This window comes from Caulobacter vibrioides (assembly GCF_002858865.1).
Lineage (GTDB): Bacteria > Pseudomonadota > Alphaproteobacteria > Caulobacterales > Caulobacteraceae > Caulobacter > Caulobacter vibrioides.
In genome coordinates this window covers 321,128-335,421 of record NZ_PJRR01000012.1, presented here as the reverse complement: position 1 = coordinate 335,421, position 14,294 = coordinate 321,128, and the positions used below count along the sequence as shown (strand labels likewise).

Here is a 14,294-nt window from a genome sequence, read left to right as displayed (position 1 = left end):
GCTGCTTCTCAAAGCTCAAGCAGTTCCGGCGCGTTGCAACCCGCTTCGAAAAGACCGCTCGCAACTATCTCGCCGTCGTCACCCTCGCCGCTATTGCCTTGTGGCTGCGATAAGTGTCCACACCGCCTAGTGCTCGGGCCGCTCCGGGGCGTTGATGATGGCCTGGATCTCCTGGATCAGCCGCACGGCGCCCGCCGTGTCGCCGCGCTCTTCCAGCGCCGCCAGACGTGGGATCAACAGGCTGAGCACCCGACGGTAGTCCATGTTCACTCCCGCGAGGGCCTGAACGAACATGGCGATATCTTCCTCGTCGCCGAGCGCATCAGCTTCTGCGTCCGGACCCGCTTTCAAGGCCGAATCTCCCGCCGAGAGCCCTGATGGGCGCGAGTCCGTTCTCGCCGTGGCGCGTCCCGCCTGACACAGATCCGCTCGCCCAAAGCAGCACGCTTACGCTCAACCATTTCCGCAGGATGATCGGAGAATTTCTTCCCGTCCAGCGTGTATCGGTCGAACGCCGGTCGATCAGGCCTCGGATCGCACGAAGGGCAGGCGCGACGTGGCGGCTTTGTTCAGGGCGAACAAGGCGTTAGCCACGGCGGGTGCGATGACCGGCGTGCCGGGCTCGCCGACGCCGCTGGGCGGATTGCCGGACGGGACGATATGGGTCTCGACCGACGGCGCCTCGTTGATCCGCAGCACGCGGTAGCCGTCGAAGTTCGTCTGATCCACCTGACCGTCGGTCAGCGTCACCTCGCCGAACAGGGCGGCCGACAGGCCATAGCAGGTGCCGCCTTCCATCTGGGCGGCGATCTGATCGGGCGAGATGGCCACACCGCAATCGATCGCTGTCACGACACGGCCGACGCGCGGCGCGCCGTTCTCAAGCTTGACCTCGGCGATCTGCGCGACGACCGAGCCGAAGCTCTCATGGACGGCGACACCGCGTGTCCAGCCCGCGGTCGCCTTCGGACCCGCCTTCTCCAGCGCGAGGTTGAGGACCGCCAGGTGACGCTCCGCGCCGGCCTTGGTGTAGATCGCACGACGATACGCCACCGGATCCTTGCCGGCCTTGGCGGCCAGCTGGTCGATGGTGTGCTCCATGACGAAGGCGGTATGGGTCGCGCCCACCGAGCGCCACCAGAGCACCGGCACGCCGATGTCCGGGAACGCGACCTGGGCGTCGACCACGGGCGTCGCCTTCAGATAGGGCGAGTCATTGATGCCCTCGAACGCCGAGGAGTCGGGACCCTTGCCCATCGGCATGGGCGCGCCCTTCATGATCGACTGGGTGACGATGCGATGGCGCCAGGCCGCCGGCAGGCCGTCCTTGTCCAGCTTCACCTTCAGCGCATGCAGGACGATAGGCCGGAAGTAACCGGACCGCATGTCGTCCTCGCGCGTCCAGACCAGCTTCACCGGACGGCCCTTGCCGACCTTCTTGGCGATGTGGACGCACTCGACGGCGTAGTCCGACTGGAAGGTGGCGCGGCGACCGAACGAGCCGCCGGCGAACAGGGTTTCGATCTCCACCGAACCTGGCAGGCACCCGACGACCTTGGCCACATTCAGCTGGTCCAGGGTCTGGCCCTGGGATCCGAAGGTCAGCTTGACCTTGTTGCCGTCGACCGCGGCGACGCAGTTCATCGGCTCCATCGTGGCGTGGGCCAGATAGGGGAACTCGTAGTTCAGCTCGACCACGTCGGCGCCCTTGGCCGTTTCCAACGCAGCGGCGTCGCCGCGCTGGTCGAAGGGCTCCCACTTCACCGAGGCGTCCTTGCCCGACAGCACGTCGCGATAGACCTGGATGATCGCCGGGCTGCCGCGCTTCTCGGCCTTCTCCTCGTCCCACTCGATTTTCAGGGCCTCGCGGCCCATGCGGGCGGCATAGGTGTTCTGGGCGACGACGGCGATGCCGGTGGGGATCTCGAACACGTCCACGACGCCGGCCACCTTCTTGGCCTCGGCCGCGTCGAAGCTCTTCACCTTGCCGCCGAACCGGGGCGGGTGGGCGACCATGGCCGTCAGCATGTCGGGCAGACGGACATCCTGGGTATAGAGGGCCGAGCCGTCGCTCTTGGCCTGCGAGTCCTTGCGGCGCACGCGATCGGAACCGATCAGCGTGAAGGCCTTGGGATCTTTCAGCTTGGGATCAGTCGGCGGATTGACCTTGGCCGCGTCGTTGAGCAGTTCGCCGAAGGTGGCGGTCTTGCCCGAGGTATGGGCCAGCACGCTGTCCTTCACCGTGATCTCGCCGACCGGGACGTTCCAGCGGTTGGCGGCCGCCTGGACGAACATCGCCCGGGCGCCGGCGCCGGCCTTGCGCAGCTGGTCCCACGAGTTCGAGATCGCCGACGAGCCGCCGGTCAATTGCGCGCCCATGTTTCCGTTGGCGTAGAGCTTGGCGTTGGCCGGGGCCTGCTCGACCTTCACCTTGCTCCAGTCGGCGTCCAGTTCCTCGGCGACGATGGCCGCCAGGCCTGCGTGATTGCCTTGGCCGAACTCGATGTGCTTGGAGATCACCGTCACCACGCCGTCCGGCGCGATCTTGATGAACGGGCCAAAGGCGCCGACCTCGACCTTGGAGCCGGCGCTCATCAGGTCGGCGGGAGAACACCCGACCAGGAGCGCGCCGCCCACCATCGTAGAGGCGACCACGACATCGCGGCGGCTGGGTTGGATGGCCTTCAGGCCCTTGGGATCGACAGGGGCGTTCATCGGCCGGCTCCCCGGTGCGTCGCGCCCGAGGCGGCGACGATGGCTTCATCGATATCGGCGTGAGCCTCGCCCGTGGGCGGACCGAAGTCGGCCGCATCCTTGATCGCCGCGCGGATACGTTGGTAGGCGCCGCAACGACAGATGTTGCCCGCCATGGCCTCGTCGATGTCCTGATCGCTGGGCTTGGGCTTCTGGGCCAGCAAAGCGCAGGCCGACATAATCTGGCCGGACTGGCAGTAGCCGCACTGGGGCACATCGTGCCGCACCCAGGCCTGTTGAACGGGGTGTTGGCCGCCCAGGCCCTCGATCGTCGTCACCTTGGCCGCGCCGACCGCCTCGATCGGGGTGACGCACGACCGGATCGGCTGCCCGTCCATATGCACCGTGCAGGCGCCGCACTGGGCCAGGCCGCAGCCGAACTTGGTTCCGGTCATGCCCAGTTCGTCGCGCAACACCCAGAGCAAGGGCGTTTCCGGCGCGGCCTGCACGGAGACCGGCTTGCCGTTGATATCGAGGGTCATGGCCATGCGTCTTCGCCTCCCAACGAAAGACGGGACGCACCGCGCCCCAGATGAAACCTAACACTGTTCACACATGGCTTGGCCAGCGGGATTTTCAACGGCGGCGCCGGAACCTCAAGGCGCCGAAAAACGCCATCCGCGATCAGCAGGGCGCGACCCGTGACGAAACGGGCTATGCTTGCGACGCGTTGCAGGGAGTTCGCGTCATGCGTCGTATCGTCATTGTCGTCGCCATCGTATCGGCGGCGCTCGCGGGCTGCGCCACGGTCGCGCCGATGGATGCGACCGACGCGCCCATTCGCTACAGCTGCAAGGGCGGCAAGCGCTTCACCGCCGCCTACGCCTTGCACGGCAAGCGCGTCGTCGTCTCCGCCGGCGGCGTCACCAATACCCTCAAGCTGGCCAGGTCCGCCTCCGGGGCGCGCTATACGGCGGGTCAGGCCGAGATCTGGAGCAAGGGTGACGACGCCGCGCTGACAGGTTTCCCCGGTGGCCCCTATGACGCCTGCCGTTCGCAATAGGTCTTGAGGTTTCGTCTTGGACTCGTTCCCCGCCTTTTTCCCCCTGGCCGGCCGCAAGGTGGTGATCGCCGGGTCCGGCGAAGCCGCCGAGGCCAAGGCCCGGCTGTTCGACGGCTCGCCCGCGACGCTGGTTCGCCTGGATGGTCACGCCGCCTATCTGCCAGGGTCCTATAGTGGCGCCGCCTTCGCCTTCATCGCCAGCTCCGACGAGGTCTTCGTGCAGGCGGCCGCCGGCGCGGCGCGCGCGGCCCGGGTCTTGGTCAATGTCGTGGATCGTCCCGAGCTCTGCGACTTCAATACGCCTGCGGTGATCGACCGGGGCCAGGTGGTCGCGGCGGTGGGCACGGGCGGTGGAGCGCCGGTCCTGGCCACCATGCTGCGCAACGACATCGAGGCCCAGGTGCCGGAGGGCACGGGCCGGGTGGCGGCCTTGCTCGCCAAGTTCCAGACCGAGGTCCGCAAGACCCTGCCGGCTTTGCACGAGCGCCGCGCCTTCCTGCGCGATGCGGTGATGGGCGAGGCCGCCGCCGCCGCCCGCGAGGGCGACATGGATCGTGCGGGCCAGCTCTTCCGCGAGGCCTTGGCCAAGGGCGGCGCGCGCAAGGGCGTCGTGCGCTTCATCGCCGGCAAGGGGCCGGCCGACCTGCTCACCCTGCGCGCGCTCCGCGCCCTCGGCTCCGCCGATGTCCTGGTGCTGGACGGCGACGTCGAGCCCGAGGTGCTGAAGATGGCGCGCCGCGACGCCGAGCGGCTGGATGCGGATGGGGCCGACGCCCCACACCTGATCCAGCTGGCCCGCGAGGGTCGCCAGATCGTCCGGCTGATCACGCATCCGGTGGATCCGGCCCTGGTGCACGCCCTGACCCAGGCCGAGGTCGCGGTCGAGGTTCTCCCCGTCGCGACCTGACCGGGCGCGTTAGTTGAGCGGCCGCTCCTTCGTCTCGGGCAGCAGAAAGAGGGTGGTCAGCACGCTGAGCAGCGTGAAGGCGAACGGGTACCAGAGGCCCGCATAGATGTTGCCGACCGCCGCCACGATGGCGAAGGCGAAGAACGGCACGAAGCCGCCCACCCAGCCGGTGCCGATGTGGTAGGGCAGGGACAGGGCCGTATAGCGCACCCGGGTCGGGAACAGTTCGACCAGGCAAGCGGCCAGCGGCCCGAACAGGGCGGTGGCGGCGATCACGAAGACGAAGAGCACGCCCAGGATCATCGGCATGTTCATCCGCGCGGGATCGGCCTTGGTGGGATAGCCGGCCCCGGCGAGCGCCGCCTTGATCCGCCCCTCGACCTCGGCCTTCGTCGCCTTGACCTCGTCCTTGCCAAGGCCTGCGGCGCTCTTGGAGAGCACTTCGGCGCCGCCGATGCGCATGACCGCGACAGCGCCGGCCGGCGCGGCCTCGTTGGCGTAGGAGACGCCGGCGTTGGCCAGGGTGCTCTTGACGATGTCGCATGAGGTGACGAACGCCGTCTTGCCGACGGGATCGAACTGCAGCGAACAGTCCTTGGGATCGGCGAACACCACGACGGGGGCCTTGGCGCTGGCTTCGGCGAGGGCCGGATTGGCCGCCTTCTCCAGCAGGTGGAAGCCCGGGAAGTAGAACAGCAGCGCCAGGGTCATGCCGCCCAGCATCACCGGCTTGCGGCCCACCTTGTCCGAGAGCCAGCCGAAGACGACGTAGAAGATGGCGCTGACCGCGGTGGCGATCATCATAAGTTCGTTGATCGTCACCGGGTCGACCTTCAGGAACTTCTCCATGAAGGTCTGGACGTAGAAGAAGCTCGTGTACCAGACCGCGCCCTGGGCGCACATCATCGACACGAAGGCCAGGATCACCAGCTTGAGGTTGCTCCACTGACCAAAGGCCTCGGCGTAAGGCGCCTTGGAGGCCTGGCCCTCAGCTTTCATGGCTTCAAAGGTCGGGCTTTCGGTCAGCTTCAGGCGCATCCAGACCGAGATGCCCAGGAGACCGATCGAGACGGCGAACGGAATCCGCCAGCCCCATTCGTCGAAAGCATCCGGTCCGACATACTTGCCCAGCACCCATCGGGTGGCGAGGATGACCAGCAGCGCGCCGAACAGGCCGAAGGCCGCCGAAGTCTGCACCCATGAGGTCGCCCAGCCGCGCTTGTTGGCCGGCGAGTGCTCGGCGACATAGATCGCCGCCCCGCCATACTCGCCGCCCAGGGCGAAGCCTTGCAGACAGCGCAAGATGATCAGCAGGATCGGCGCGATGATCCCGGCCTGCTCGTAGGTGGGCAGGAAGGCGATGGCGAAGGTGGCGCCGCCCATCAGCAGGACCGTGGCCAGGAACGCGCCCTTGCGACCGTCCTGGTCGCCGATCTTGCCGAACACCAGGGCGCCCAGCGGTCGGAACGCGAAACCGACGCCAAACAGAGCCAGGGCGGCGATATAGCCGGCGGTCTCGTTCAACCCTGCGAAGAAGGTCTTCGAGATCACCTGGGTGAGGCTCCCGAAGATGAAGAAGTCGTACCACTCGAACGCGGTGCCGGCCGAAGACGCCGAGACCACGGTGCGCATCGACGCGCGTTTCTGACCTTCTTCAGCCATCTGGATCCCCCTGATTTTGACCCTGCTTAGCGCGGTTCAGGGTTTGGGGGAACGGGGTTAGGCGACGGCGCAGCGGGGGTCCGGCTCGATCCTGGAGAGTCGCAGGATTTCGGCCACCAACGCGGCGGGTGAGATCGGCTTGGCGGTGACCCCGTCCATGCCTGCGGCGCGATAGGCGGCCCGCTGATGGGCCATGACATTGGCGGTCAGGGCGATGATCGGCGCGCGGCCCGCCGGGCCGGGAAGGGCGCGAATCCGTCGTGCGGCTTCAAGCCCATCCATGCCGGGCATCTGCACATCCATCAGGATCAGGTCGAAGCGGCCGCGCTCCGCGGCTTCGACGCCCGCAGCGCCGTCGTCGGCCACACTGACTTCCGCGCCCAGCTGCTCAAGGATGCGACGCGCCACCAGTTGGTTTGTGGGATTGTCCTCCACGACAAGGACTTTCAGGCTGGTCAGCAGCTCCGAGGTCTCGCTGGCCTGGGCGCGTGGCGGGCCGACGGGCGGCGCAGCGATGGTCAGTGAGAATGTCGAGCCTTCGCCGGGAACCGAGCGGAAGGACACCTCACCCCCAAGCATGCGCGCCAGCTTACGCGTGATCGCCAGCCCCAGACCCGAGCCGCCGAAGCGGCGCGTCGTTCCCGCATCGGCTTGTTGGAAACGTTCGAAAAGCCGCTTCTGGGCCTCCAGCGGCACCCCGACCCCGGTATCGATGATGTCGAACACCAGATACGGCCCGGCGTCGGTGATGCGGCGTTGCGCGCGGACGGTCACCGAACCCTTCAAGGTGAACTTCACGGCGTTGCCGATCAGATTGAACAACGCCTGGCGCACGCGCGTGGGATCGGTCTCGATCCAGCCGAGGTCGTCCGGGAGATCCAGTTCTAGACGCAGGCCCTTGTGCGCCGCCTGCGTGGCCAGCAGCCGGGCGACGCCCCGCACGAGGTCACGCGGGTCTACGGGCTCATGGTTCAGGTCCAGGCGCCCCGCCTCGATGCGGGAGATATCGATGACGTCGTCCAGCAGGGTCGACAACATCTGACCGGCGGCGAGCGCCTCGTTCAGAAGGCTCGCGCTGTCTCCCGGCGGCAACTCGCGCTTCAGGACATGCATGACGCCCAGCACCCCGTTCATGGGGGTGCGGATTTCGTGACTCATATTGGCCAGGAACTGGGCCTTGGCCTCGTTGGCGGCCTGGGCCGCGCGCTCGGCTTCGATCAAGGCCAGTTCGGCCTTCTTCTTCTCGTCTATGTCGAGGATCAGGCCCACGGCCTTGAGCGCCTTGCCCTGGCCGTCGCGGCGGACCTCGTGAAAGACCCGCGCCCACCGCGCCTCGCCGCCTGGCGAGAGCAGTCGCACCTCATGCTCTTGGGGCGTACGGCGACCCTCGCGTCGCCAGGTGGCCGCAGTTTCGTAGAGCTGGGTCAGGTCCTCCGGATGCACCATCGGCCAGATCCCCTCACGGACGTCCTGGTACTCGATCCGACGACCCATCATGCGATGGAACTCCGGTGATCCCCAGAAGGCCTGCTTCTCGTGGTCGATCTCGTAGACGCCGGCCCGCGCCGCGCCCAGGGCGACCTTCAGCCGCCGCGCGTTGTTGCGCGCCTCGCGCCGCGCCTCGGTCAGGGCGGTGATCTCGTCCATATAGGTGATGACGCCGACAATCTCGCCGGCGACATCACGCCAGGGCCGCGCCTCCCAGCGAAACGCCCGCTCGACCCCCTCCGCGTCGTACAGGCGGTCTTCTCGACGCGTCACCACCTCGCCCGAAAGCGCGCGGGCGACGCGGTTCACGAAGCGGCGGCGCGTCCCGTTGGTCAGTTCGGTCAGGGTCTTGCCGATGACCTGGGCTTCGGTCGAGCGGAAGATCTCCAGGAAGCGCGGACTGACCATCCGTAGCCGCATGTCGACGTCATAGACCGCCACCGCGAACGGCGCGTCCTCGATCAGGCGGCGCGCGCGGCGCTCGCTCCAGATCGCCTTGTCACGGCTGCGGGCCACGTCGGTGATGTTCTGCGACACCCCCTTCAGCGCGAACCCGGACCCGGGTCTGGCCTCAGTGCGATAGGTCGCGCGCAGCGTGAACCAGCGGCCGTCGTTGGCGCGCAGCCGGTATTCCAGCGCGCCCCCTTCGCCGGTTCGCGCCGCGTGGACGAAGGCCGCTTGGACCTCGGCGCGGTTGTTTTCGGGCAGGCGCGCGAGGAACAGTTCCGGCGTGGCGATGTCCTCGGGCGAAACACCCATGAGGGCGAGGGCGTCGGGGGCCCAATCGATGCGTTGCGTCTCAGGCTCGTAGCTCCAGACGCCGATACCAGCCTTCTCGGCCAGCAAGGCCTGGGTGCGTCGCGCCGCCTCCAGCTCGAGGCGCGCCTCCACCTCGGCGGAGATATCGTGCATCACGCCGACCATCTCGCCGTGCGGACCCAGGCGCGAGCGGCCCTGCAGCCAGATCCAGCGGCCGTCCTTGCAGCGGATCTTGAGTTCATTGATCGCCGAGCCGGTCTGGCGCAATCGTCGACCTGTATCGACCAGCTCGGCCTGGCTGTCAGGGTGGACGAACTTGATCGTCGGCTGGCCAACCAGTTCGTCCCGGGCCCAGCCGGTCAGGTGCGACCAGGCGTCGTTGACGCTGATGAACCGGCCCTCGGCGGAAATGACCGTGAACAGGTCGCTGGCGTTGTCGAAGAACCAGCGCGCAGCCTCCCCCTCGCCGAACGACGAGGCGGGCGCGGGCACGGGGGTCGACGCCTGGGACATCCGATCTCCAAAAAGTTGGGCGGATGTTGGCGTGCAACCGTAAACTTATGGTTCGCGCAACGTAGCAATGTTCGGCGAACGCGATAGGCCGTCTTCGCCTAGACCTCGGCCCATTGCCGCAGGAGGTTGTGATAGACCCCGGTCAACGACAGGATCGCTTCGTCGTCTCGCTCCACCTTGCGCGACAGCTGCTGAATGGCGACGTCCATGTCCAGCAGCAGGGAGCGCTGCGCGTCGTCGCGGATCAGGCTCTGGATCCAGAAGAAGCTGGCGGTGCGCCGGCCACGCGTGACGGTCGTGACGTGATGCAGGCTGGTGCTGGGGTAGAGAATGGCGTCTCCCGCCGCCAGCTTGACGACGTGATCGCCATAGAGGTCGTTCACCACCAGCTCACCGCCGTCATAGTCCTCGGGTTCGGCCAGGAAGAGGGTGCAGGACAGATCGGTGCGCAGGCGCTGGCCCGTGACCGGATCGCGCCGGATGGCGTTGTCGACATGGTCGCGGAACCCCATGCCCTCGCCGTATCGGTTGAACATCGGCGACAGGATGGTGCGCGGCAGGGCGGCCGAGACGAACAGCGGGTTGGCCTCCAGCGCCTGAACAATGATGGCCCCGACTTGGCGGGCTTCGGCGCTGTCTTGGGGAAGCTGCTCGTTGTTCTTGGCCATGGCGGCCTGGAATCCGGAGGTGACATTGCCGTCAACCCAGGGGCCCGCGTCGAGGATTGCGCGGCACTCGGCGACCTGGGCCTTGGTCAGCACCTCGGGAATCTGCAGCATCATGGGCAATGTCCTAGTTGCGAGCCGTTCCTATCTGGATCGGCCGCGTCTTCCTTTGATCCGGATCAGATCATCGTCTGACCAAAAAGGAAAAACGCCCCGACCGACACAGGTCGGACGGGGCGCTGGGTGTGAAGCACCGTAAGGGGGAGGATCAGTACTTCACATTGAGGGTTAGGATCGCTTGGCGACCCGGCGCCGGATCGGCGTGGTGCACGCCGTTGGTGCGGGCGATATAGCGCTCGTCCGTCAGGTTCTGGATGTTGAGCTGAAGATCAACGCCCGTGCTGACCGCCCACGAGGCGAAGGCGTCATAGCGCCAGTACGCCGGGGCGTAGATGCGGCTGGCTCCGCCGCCGGCCCCGCCCTGGTTGCCGCCGAAGCTCTTCGACACATGGTAGGCGCCGCCGCCGAGCGCGATCTTGCGGGTCACCTTGTAGGTCGTGAAGCTGGAGATGCTGTGCTTGGGCGTGTTGGCCAGCGGGTCGCCCTGGTTGACGCCGGTATAGGCGCCGCGAACCAGTTCGCTGTCCATGTAGGTGTAGCCGCCGAACACCTGCCACTTCGGGGTGATGTTGCCCGAGACGCCGAATTCGAAACCCTTGACCTCGACTTCGCCGACCTGGGCGTAGGTGGTGGCGTCGATCTGGATCTGGGCGTTCTTGCGGCTGGTCTGGAACAGCGCCGCCGACAGGGCCAGCGTGTCGTGGAAGACATTGGCCTTGGCGCCGGCCTCGAAGCTCTCGCTGTCTTCCGGTTCCAGCTGCACGGTGGCGAGGTTGCCCGTGCCGGTCGCGGTGTTGCTGTTCTGGTCACCGGCCGCGATGCCGGGCGGCGTCGAGGCGGTGCTGTACGACACATAGAGGCTGGACCCGGGGGTCGGCTTGTAGACGAGGCCGACCTGATAGTTGGTGAACGCCCAGGATCCGCTGCGCGGGGTGTAGGTCACCGAGGTGAAGACCCCGTTGGCTTGCGTGGTCGCGACGTCGACGCCCTTGCTCTCGTAGCGATCGTGACGCAGGCCCAGGTTCAGCAGCACCTTCTCGCCGAACTTCACGGTGTCGAAGCCATAGAGCGCGGTGGTCTTGGCGACGTTGCGTGCGGCCGGAGCCCGATTGATGACGCCGGTCCAGGCGTCCTTGTCGTTGGGCTTGTAGACCAGGGTGCAGTCGCCTGCCCCGAGGCTGGCCAGGGTGGTCGCGGCGATGGTGAAGCCGGTGGGGCAGGCCGCGCCCGAGGTGGTGAAGGTCGAGTAGGTGGCGTTGAGATTTTCCTCGCGGCTCAGTTCCAGGCCGACGTCGAAGCTGTGCTCGAGGCCAAGGAAGGTCTTCTTGCCGTGCAGATCGGTGACGGCGGCCACGGTCTCGGTGGGGTTCCAGCGGGTCTTGGTCCCGCGCTTCATCCACCACTGACCCTGGACGAACTGCGCTGCGCCGCCGTCGCCGGGGTTGGTGACGATGTAGTCGTTCAGCGACTTGGAATAGCGCACGACCTGCCGCAGGTTCAGCGTCTCATCGATGCGGTGATCGATGGCGAAGGTGGCGATGTCCGACTTGGTCTTCTGGTAGTCACGCGAGGCGACGCCGTAGAAGCTGCGACGATCGACATCGAGGATGCCCGAGGCGGTGCGTGGCTGGGTGGTCTTGGTCAGCAGCGGGACGCCATAGTCCGGCGTCTGATCGCCTTCCAGGTGGTAGTAGCTGGCGGTCAGCTGGGTGTCGCCGTCGAGACCGATCGCCAAAGAGGGGGCGACCCCCCAGCGGTCGAAGCTCACGGACTTGCGGCCGGGCGTGTCGCCCTGCGTGGCCAGCAGGTTGAGACGAACCGCGACGCTGTCGTTCAGGGCGTGGTTCAGGTCGGCCGTGGCGCGGACATAGGCGTCGGTACCAACGCCGACCGAGCCGCGGGCGAAGCTGTCGGCCTTGGGGCTCTTGGACGACAGATTGATGCTGCCGCCGCCTGAACCACGACCGCCATAGGCGCTGTCGGGACCCTTTACGACCTCGACCTGCTCGAGGTTGAAGATCTCGCGGACCTGGCCGCCGGAGTCGCGCACGCCGTCTACAAAGACGTTGTTGGCTGAGGCCTGCCCACGGATGAAGGGCCGGTCGGCCAGCGGCTGGCCGCCTTCACCCGCGCCGAAGGTGATGCCTGGCGAGGTCCGCAGGATGTCGGCCAGCGAGGTGGCGGCGGTCTGCTCGATGATCTTGGCCGGGATCACGGTCACGGACTTTGGCGTATCGACCAGCGGCGCGGTGAACTTGCTCGACGAGGGGTCGGCGACCCGCTTGGCGTCGATGGTCACGGACGAGACTGACCGATCGTCGGCGTTGGCCGTGGTGACGGCGGCGTCGGCGCTGTCGGGGCCGGCGACGGCGGCCTGGGCGAGGCCGAGCCCCGCGACGCCGGCGACGGCGGCGATACTCAAGGCGCGACGAGGCCGGCTGACGACGCCGGTGAAGTTCGGGTTACGCATAATGGTCCTATCCCCAGGGGGCGCTGCAAGTCGCCCCCTCCTGAAATTGCGAGGCGTTCTTATCTGTGTTGCGGCGCTGTCGCAATGATAATTATTCGCAATAACAACGATCGCGCTTCCCGATGAGCCCCGCGCCGGATAAGCTACCCGCGTTCGCGCGACTGGCGTTCGGAGGGAAATGACCCTCGGGAAGCGTGGACTTTCAGAGCCGTTCGCCTGGGCGCCTAACTCCAATCTGCCAAAGGAGTCGCGCCTGTGCCCGAGGCCAAGACCTGGATCGCCTTCACCCTTGTCTGTCTGAGCATGGCCCTGACGCCTGGGCCGAACATGCTCTATCTGGTCAGCCGCTCGATCTGTCAGGGCCGGTGGGCCGGGATCGTGTCGCTGATCGGCACGGCGGCGGGTTTCGTCGTCTACCTGCTGTGCGCGGCGCTGGGCATCACCGCCCTCCTGATGGCCGCGCCGATCGCCTACGACCTGCTCCGTTTCGGCGGCGCGTTGTATCTCGCCTGGCTGGCGTGGCAGGCGATCAGACCCGGCGGCGCCTCGCCGTTCCAGGTGCGCGAGCTGCCCAAGGACAGCCCCGCCAAGCTGATCACGATGGGCTTCGTGACCAACATGCTGAACCCAAAGGCGGCGATGTTGTACCTGTCGCTGCTGCCGCAGTTCATCAAGCCCGAGCATGGGGGCGTCTTCACCCAGTCCCTGGCGCTGGGCCTGACCCAGATCTGCGTCAGCCTGACCGTGAACGGCGTCATCTGCCTGGCGGCCGGAACCATCGCCGGCTTCCTGGCCGCCCGCCCCGGTTTCGCGCTTGTCCAGCGCTGGCTGATGGCCACGGTGCTCGGCGGACTGGCGGTGCGGATGGCCACCGAGGCGCGGCGCTGATCGCGGGCTTGACGCCCTGGCGAGCGCGCGGGCCTATCGGTCGGGTTCTTGGAGTCGCCGATGAAGACCGTCCCCGCCGCCATCCTGGCCGCCGCCCTGGCCCTTACGGCCGCCGCCGCGGAGGCCTCCAGCCTGCAGGCCTGCGCCGTGCCCAAGGCGGTCACGCCCGCGCCGACCGAGATCCCGCCGCCCGACGAGGTCCATCCCAACGTGCCGATCGCGGCCTATCTGCTGGCGCTCTACTGGTCGCCCGAGGCCTGCCGCGCCGGCATCCCGGAGTCCGACAAGGCGATCCAGTGCGAGGCCAACCGCTTCGGCTTCACGGTGCACGGCCTGTGGCCCAACGGGCCCGATCGGGTCCACCCGCGCTATTGCCGCTCAAGCCCGCCGATGCGGGTGAAGACGGTGAAGGCCAATCTGTGCATGACCCCGTCGCCCTGGCTGCTGCAGCACGAGTGGCAGGCGCACGGGACCTGCAACTGGAAAACGCCTGAGGCCTATTTCAAGAAGACCCGCCAGATCCGCGAGCGGCTGGACGTTCCCGATCTCGATCCCGGCGCTGACGGGACCATGACCGCCGGCGAGATCCGTCAGGCCTTCATCGCCCGCAATCCGGGCGTGCCCGCCCAGGGCCTGAACGTCCGGATCAAGCAGGGCCGCTTGACCGAGGTCTGGGTGTGCATGGACCTGAAGTTCAAGTGGGCGGCCTGCCGGGGCGGCAATGGACCGGCGGATGCTGTGGTGGCGGCGGTGACGCCGAGGCGATAGGGCTGAGCGGAAGGGGCGCATGCCTAAGCGGGATGGAGTCGTACTCTCCCCCGCTAACGCAACGCCTGACTTGTCCGCCCCTCGCGGGCGGAGCTGTCCTTACATCTCACGGCGAGACGATCGCCGAGGCGTACAGGTCTCTCAAGGACCGGTCTTCGACCGGCCGCGCCGCGGCGGCCCGGAGGGCCGTCCTTGACAGGCCTGTACGCCTCGGCACGCTGCAGCCTCCAAGAGATGCAAGGATCGCACCGACCCTGGAGGTCGGCGGGCGACGCTGGCAGGTGTTGCAAGATTGGT

Annotated in this window: 12 protein-coding genes, 1 pseudogene and 1 riboswitch; of the genes and pseudogenes, 5 read left to right on the top strand and 8 right to left on the bottom strand. The window is 67.3% G+C overall.

From position 1 onward, the window contains the following. A pseudogene (locus CVUC_RS08165) lies at nt 1–113 on the top strand (IS5/IS1182 family transposase); the annotation flags it as partial. 13 nt (nt 114–126) lie between these two features. On the opposite strand, the gene CVUC_RS08160 reads toward CVUC_RS08165, so the two are convergent. From CVUC_RS08160 to CVUC_RS08145, 4 genes are all read right to left on the bottom strand, one after another. Beyond that, on the bottom strand, nt 127–351 hold the full coding sequence (locus CVUC_RS08160) for a hypothetical protein (protein ID WP_010917910.1): 225 nt from the start codon (nt 349–351) through the stop codon (nt 127–129). Beyond that, entirely contained in the window at nt 348–461 is a 114-nt protein-coding gene (locus CVUC_RS08155) for a hypothetical protein (RefSeq protein WP_101685804.1), read from the bottom strand. The genes CVUC_RS08160 and CVUC_RS08155 overlap by 4 nt, the downstream gene beginning before the upstream one ends. 61 nt (nt 462–522) lie before the next feature. Further along, entirely contained in the window at nt 523–2,715 is a 2,193-nt protein-coding gene (locus CVUC_RS08150; protein WP_096032101.1) for a xanthine dehydrogenase family protein molybdopterin-binding subunit, read from the bottom strand. Further along, complete coding sequence (locus CVUC_RS08145) at nt 2,712–3,242, bottom strand: (2Fe-2S)-binding protein (protein WP_012639856.1); 531 nt, start codon at nt 3,240–3,242, stop codon at nt 2,712–2,714. Before CVUC_RS08145 ends, CVUC_RS08150 begins: the two co-directional genes overlap by 4 nt. A 182-nt stretch (nt 3,243–3,424) precedes the next feature. Here CVUC_RS08145 and CVUC_RS08140 point away from each other — a divergent pair, with 182 nt between their 5' ends. Then, on the top strand, nt 3,425–3,757 hold the full coding sequence (locus CVUC_RS08140; protein WP_096032102.1) for an MliC family protein: 333 nt from the start codon (nt 3,425–3,427) through the stop codon (nt 3,755–3,757). Nucleotides 3,758–3,773: 16 nt separating this feature from the next. After that, nucleotides 3,774–4,664: an NAD(P)-dependent oxidoreductase gene (locus CVUC_RS08135; RefSeq protein WP_012639858.1), complete on the top strand. Its 891-nt coding sequence runs from the start codon at nt 3,774–3,776 to the stop codon at nt 4,662–4,664. A 9-nt stretch (nt 4,665–4,673) separates the two neighbouring features. Here the strand turns inward: CVUC_RS08135 and CVUC_RS08130 are convergent, their stop codons facing one another. The 4 genes from CVUC_RS08130 to CVUC_RS08115 form a co-directional block, all read right to left on the bottom strand. Next, complete coding sequence (locus CVUC_RS08130) at nt 4,674–6,326, bottom strand: MFS transporter (RefSeq protein ID WP_096032103.1); 1,653 nt, start codon at nt 6,324–6,326, stop codon at nt 4,674–4,676. Between the two features lie 57 nt (nt 6,327–6,383). Further along, a complete protein-coding gene (locus CVUC_RS08125) occupies nt 6,384–9,086 on the bottom strand; it encodes a PAS domain-containing sensor histidine kinase (RefSeq protein WP_096032104.1) in 2,703 nt (900 codons plus the stop codon). Between the two features lie 98 nt (nt 9,087–9,184). Further along, nucleotides 9,185–9,868: a Fe2+-dependent dioxygenase gene (locus CVUC_RS08120; protein WP_096032105.1), complete on the bottom strand. Its 684-nt coding sequence runs from the start codon at nt 9,866–9,868 to the stop codon at nt 9,185–9,187. Nucleotides 9,869–10,019: 151 nt separating this feature from the next. Continuing rightward, complete coding sequence (locus CVUC_RS08115; RefSeq protein WP_164468030.1) at nt 10,020–12,341, bottom strand: TonB-dependent receptor; 2,322 nt, start codon at nt 12,339–12,341, stop codon at nt 10,020–10,022. Between the two features lie 147 nt (nt 12,342–12,488). Further along, nucleotides 12,489–12,570, top strand: a riboswitch (ZMP/ZTP riboswitch). A gap of 26 nt (nt 12,571–12,596) precedes the next feature. Here CVUC_RS08115 and CVUC_RS08110 point away from each other — a divergent pair. Next, a complete protein-coding gene (locus CVUC_RS08110; protein WP_010917919.1) occupies nt 12,597–13,229 on the top strand; it encodes a LysE family translocator in 633 nt (210 codons plus the stop codon). Between the two features lie 48 nt (nt 13,230–13,277). Then, entirely contained in the window at nt 13,278–13,997 is a 720-nt protein-coding gene (locus CVUC_RS08105) for a ribonuclease T2 (protein WP_096032107.1), read from the top strand. The last annotated feature ends 297 nt before the right edge of the window (nt 13,998–14,294 follow it).

Bases quoted from the DNA above. Each gene is read 5' to 3' on its own strand.
- CVUC_RS08145 (WP_012639856.1), bottom strand. From the start codon at position 3,242: ATGGCCATGACCCTCGATATCAACGGCAAGCCGGTCTCCGTGCAGGCC.
- CVUC_RS08125 (WP_096032104.1), bottom strand. From the start codon at position 9,086: ATGTCCCAGGCGTCGACCCCCGTGCCCGCGCCCGCCTCGTCGTTCGGC.
- CVUC_RS08150 (WP_096032101.1), bottom strand. From the start codon at position 2,715: ATGAACGCCCCTGTCGATCCCAAGGGCCTGAAGGCCATCCAACCCAGC.
- CVUC_RS08120 (WP_096032105.1), bottom strand. From the start codon at position 9,868: ATGATGCTGCAGATTCCCGAGGTGCTGACCAAGGCCCAGGTCGCCGAG.
- CVUC_RS08155 (WP_101685804.1), bottom strand. From the start codon at position 461: ATGGTTGAGCGTAAGCGTGCTGCTTTGGGCGAGCGGATCTGTGTCAGG.
- CVUC_RS08130 (WP_096032103.1), bottom strand. From the start codon at position 6,326: ATGGCTGAAGAAGGTCAGAAACGCGCGTCGATGCGCACCGTGGTCTCG.
- CVUC_RS08115 (WP_164468030.1), bottom strand. From the start codon at position 12,341: ATGCGTAACCCGAACTTCACCGGCGTCGTCAGCCGGCCTCGTCGCGCC.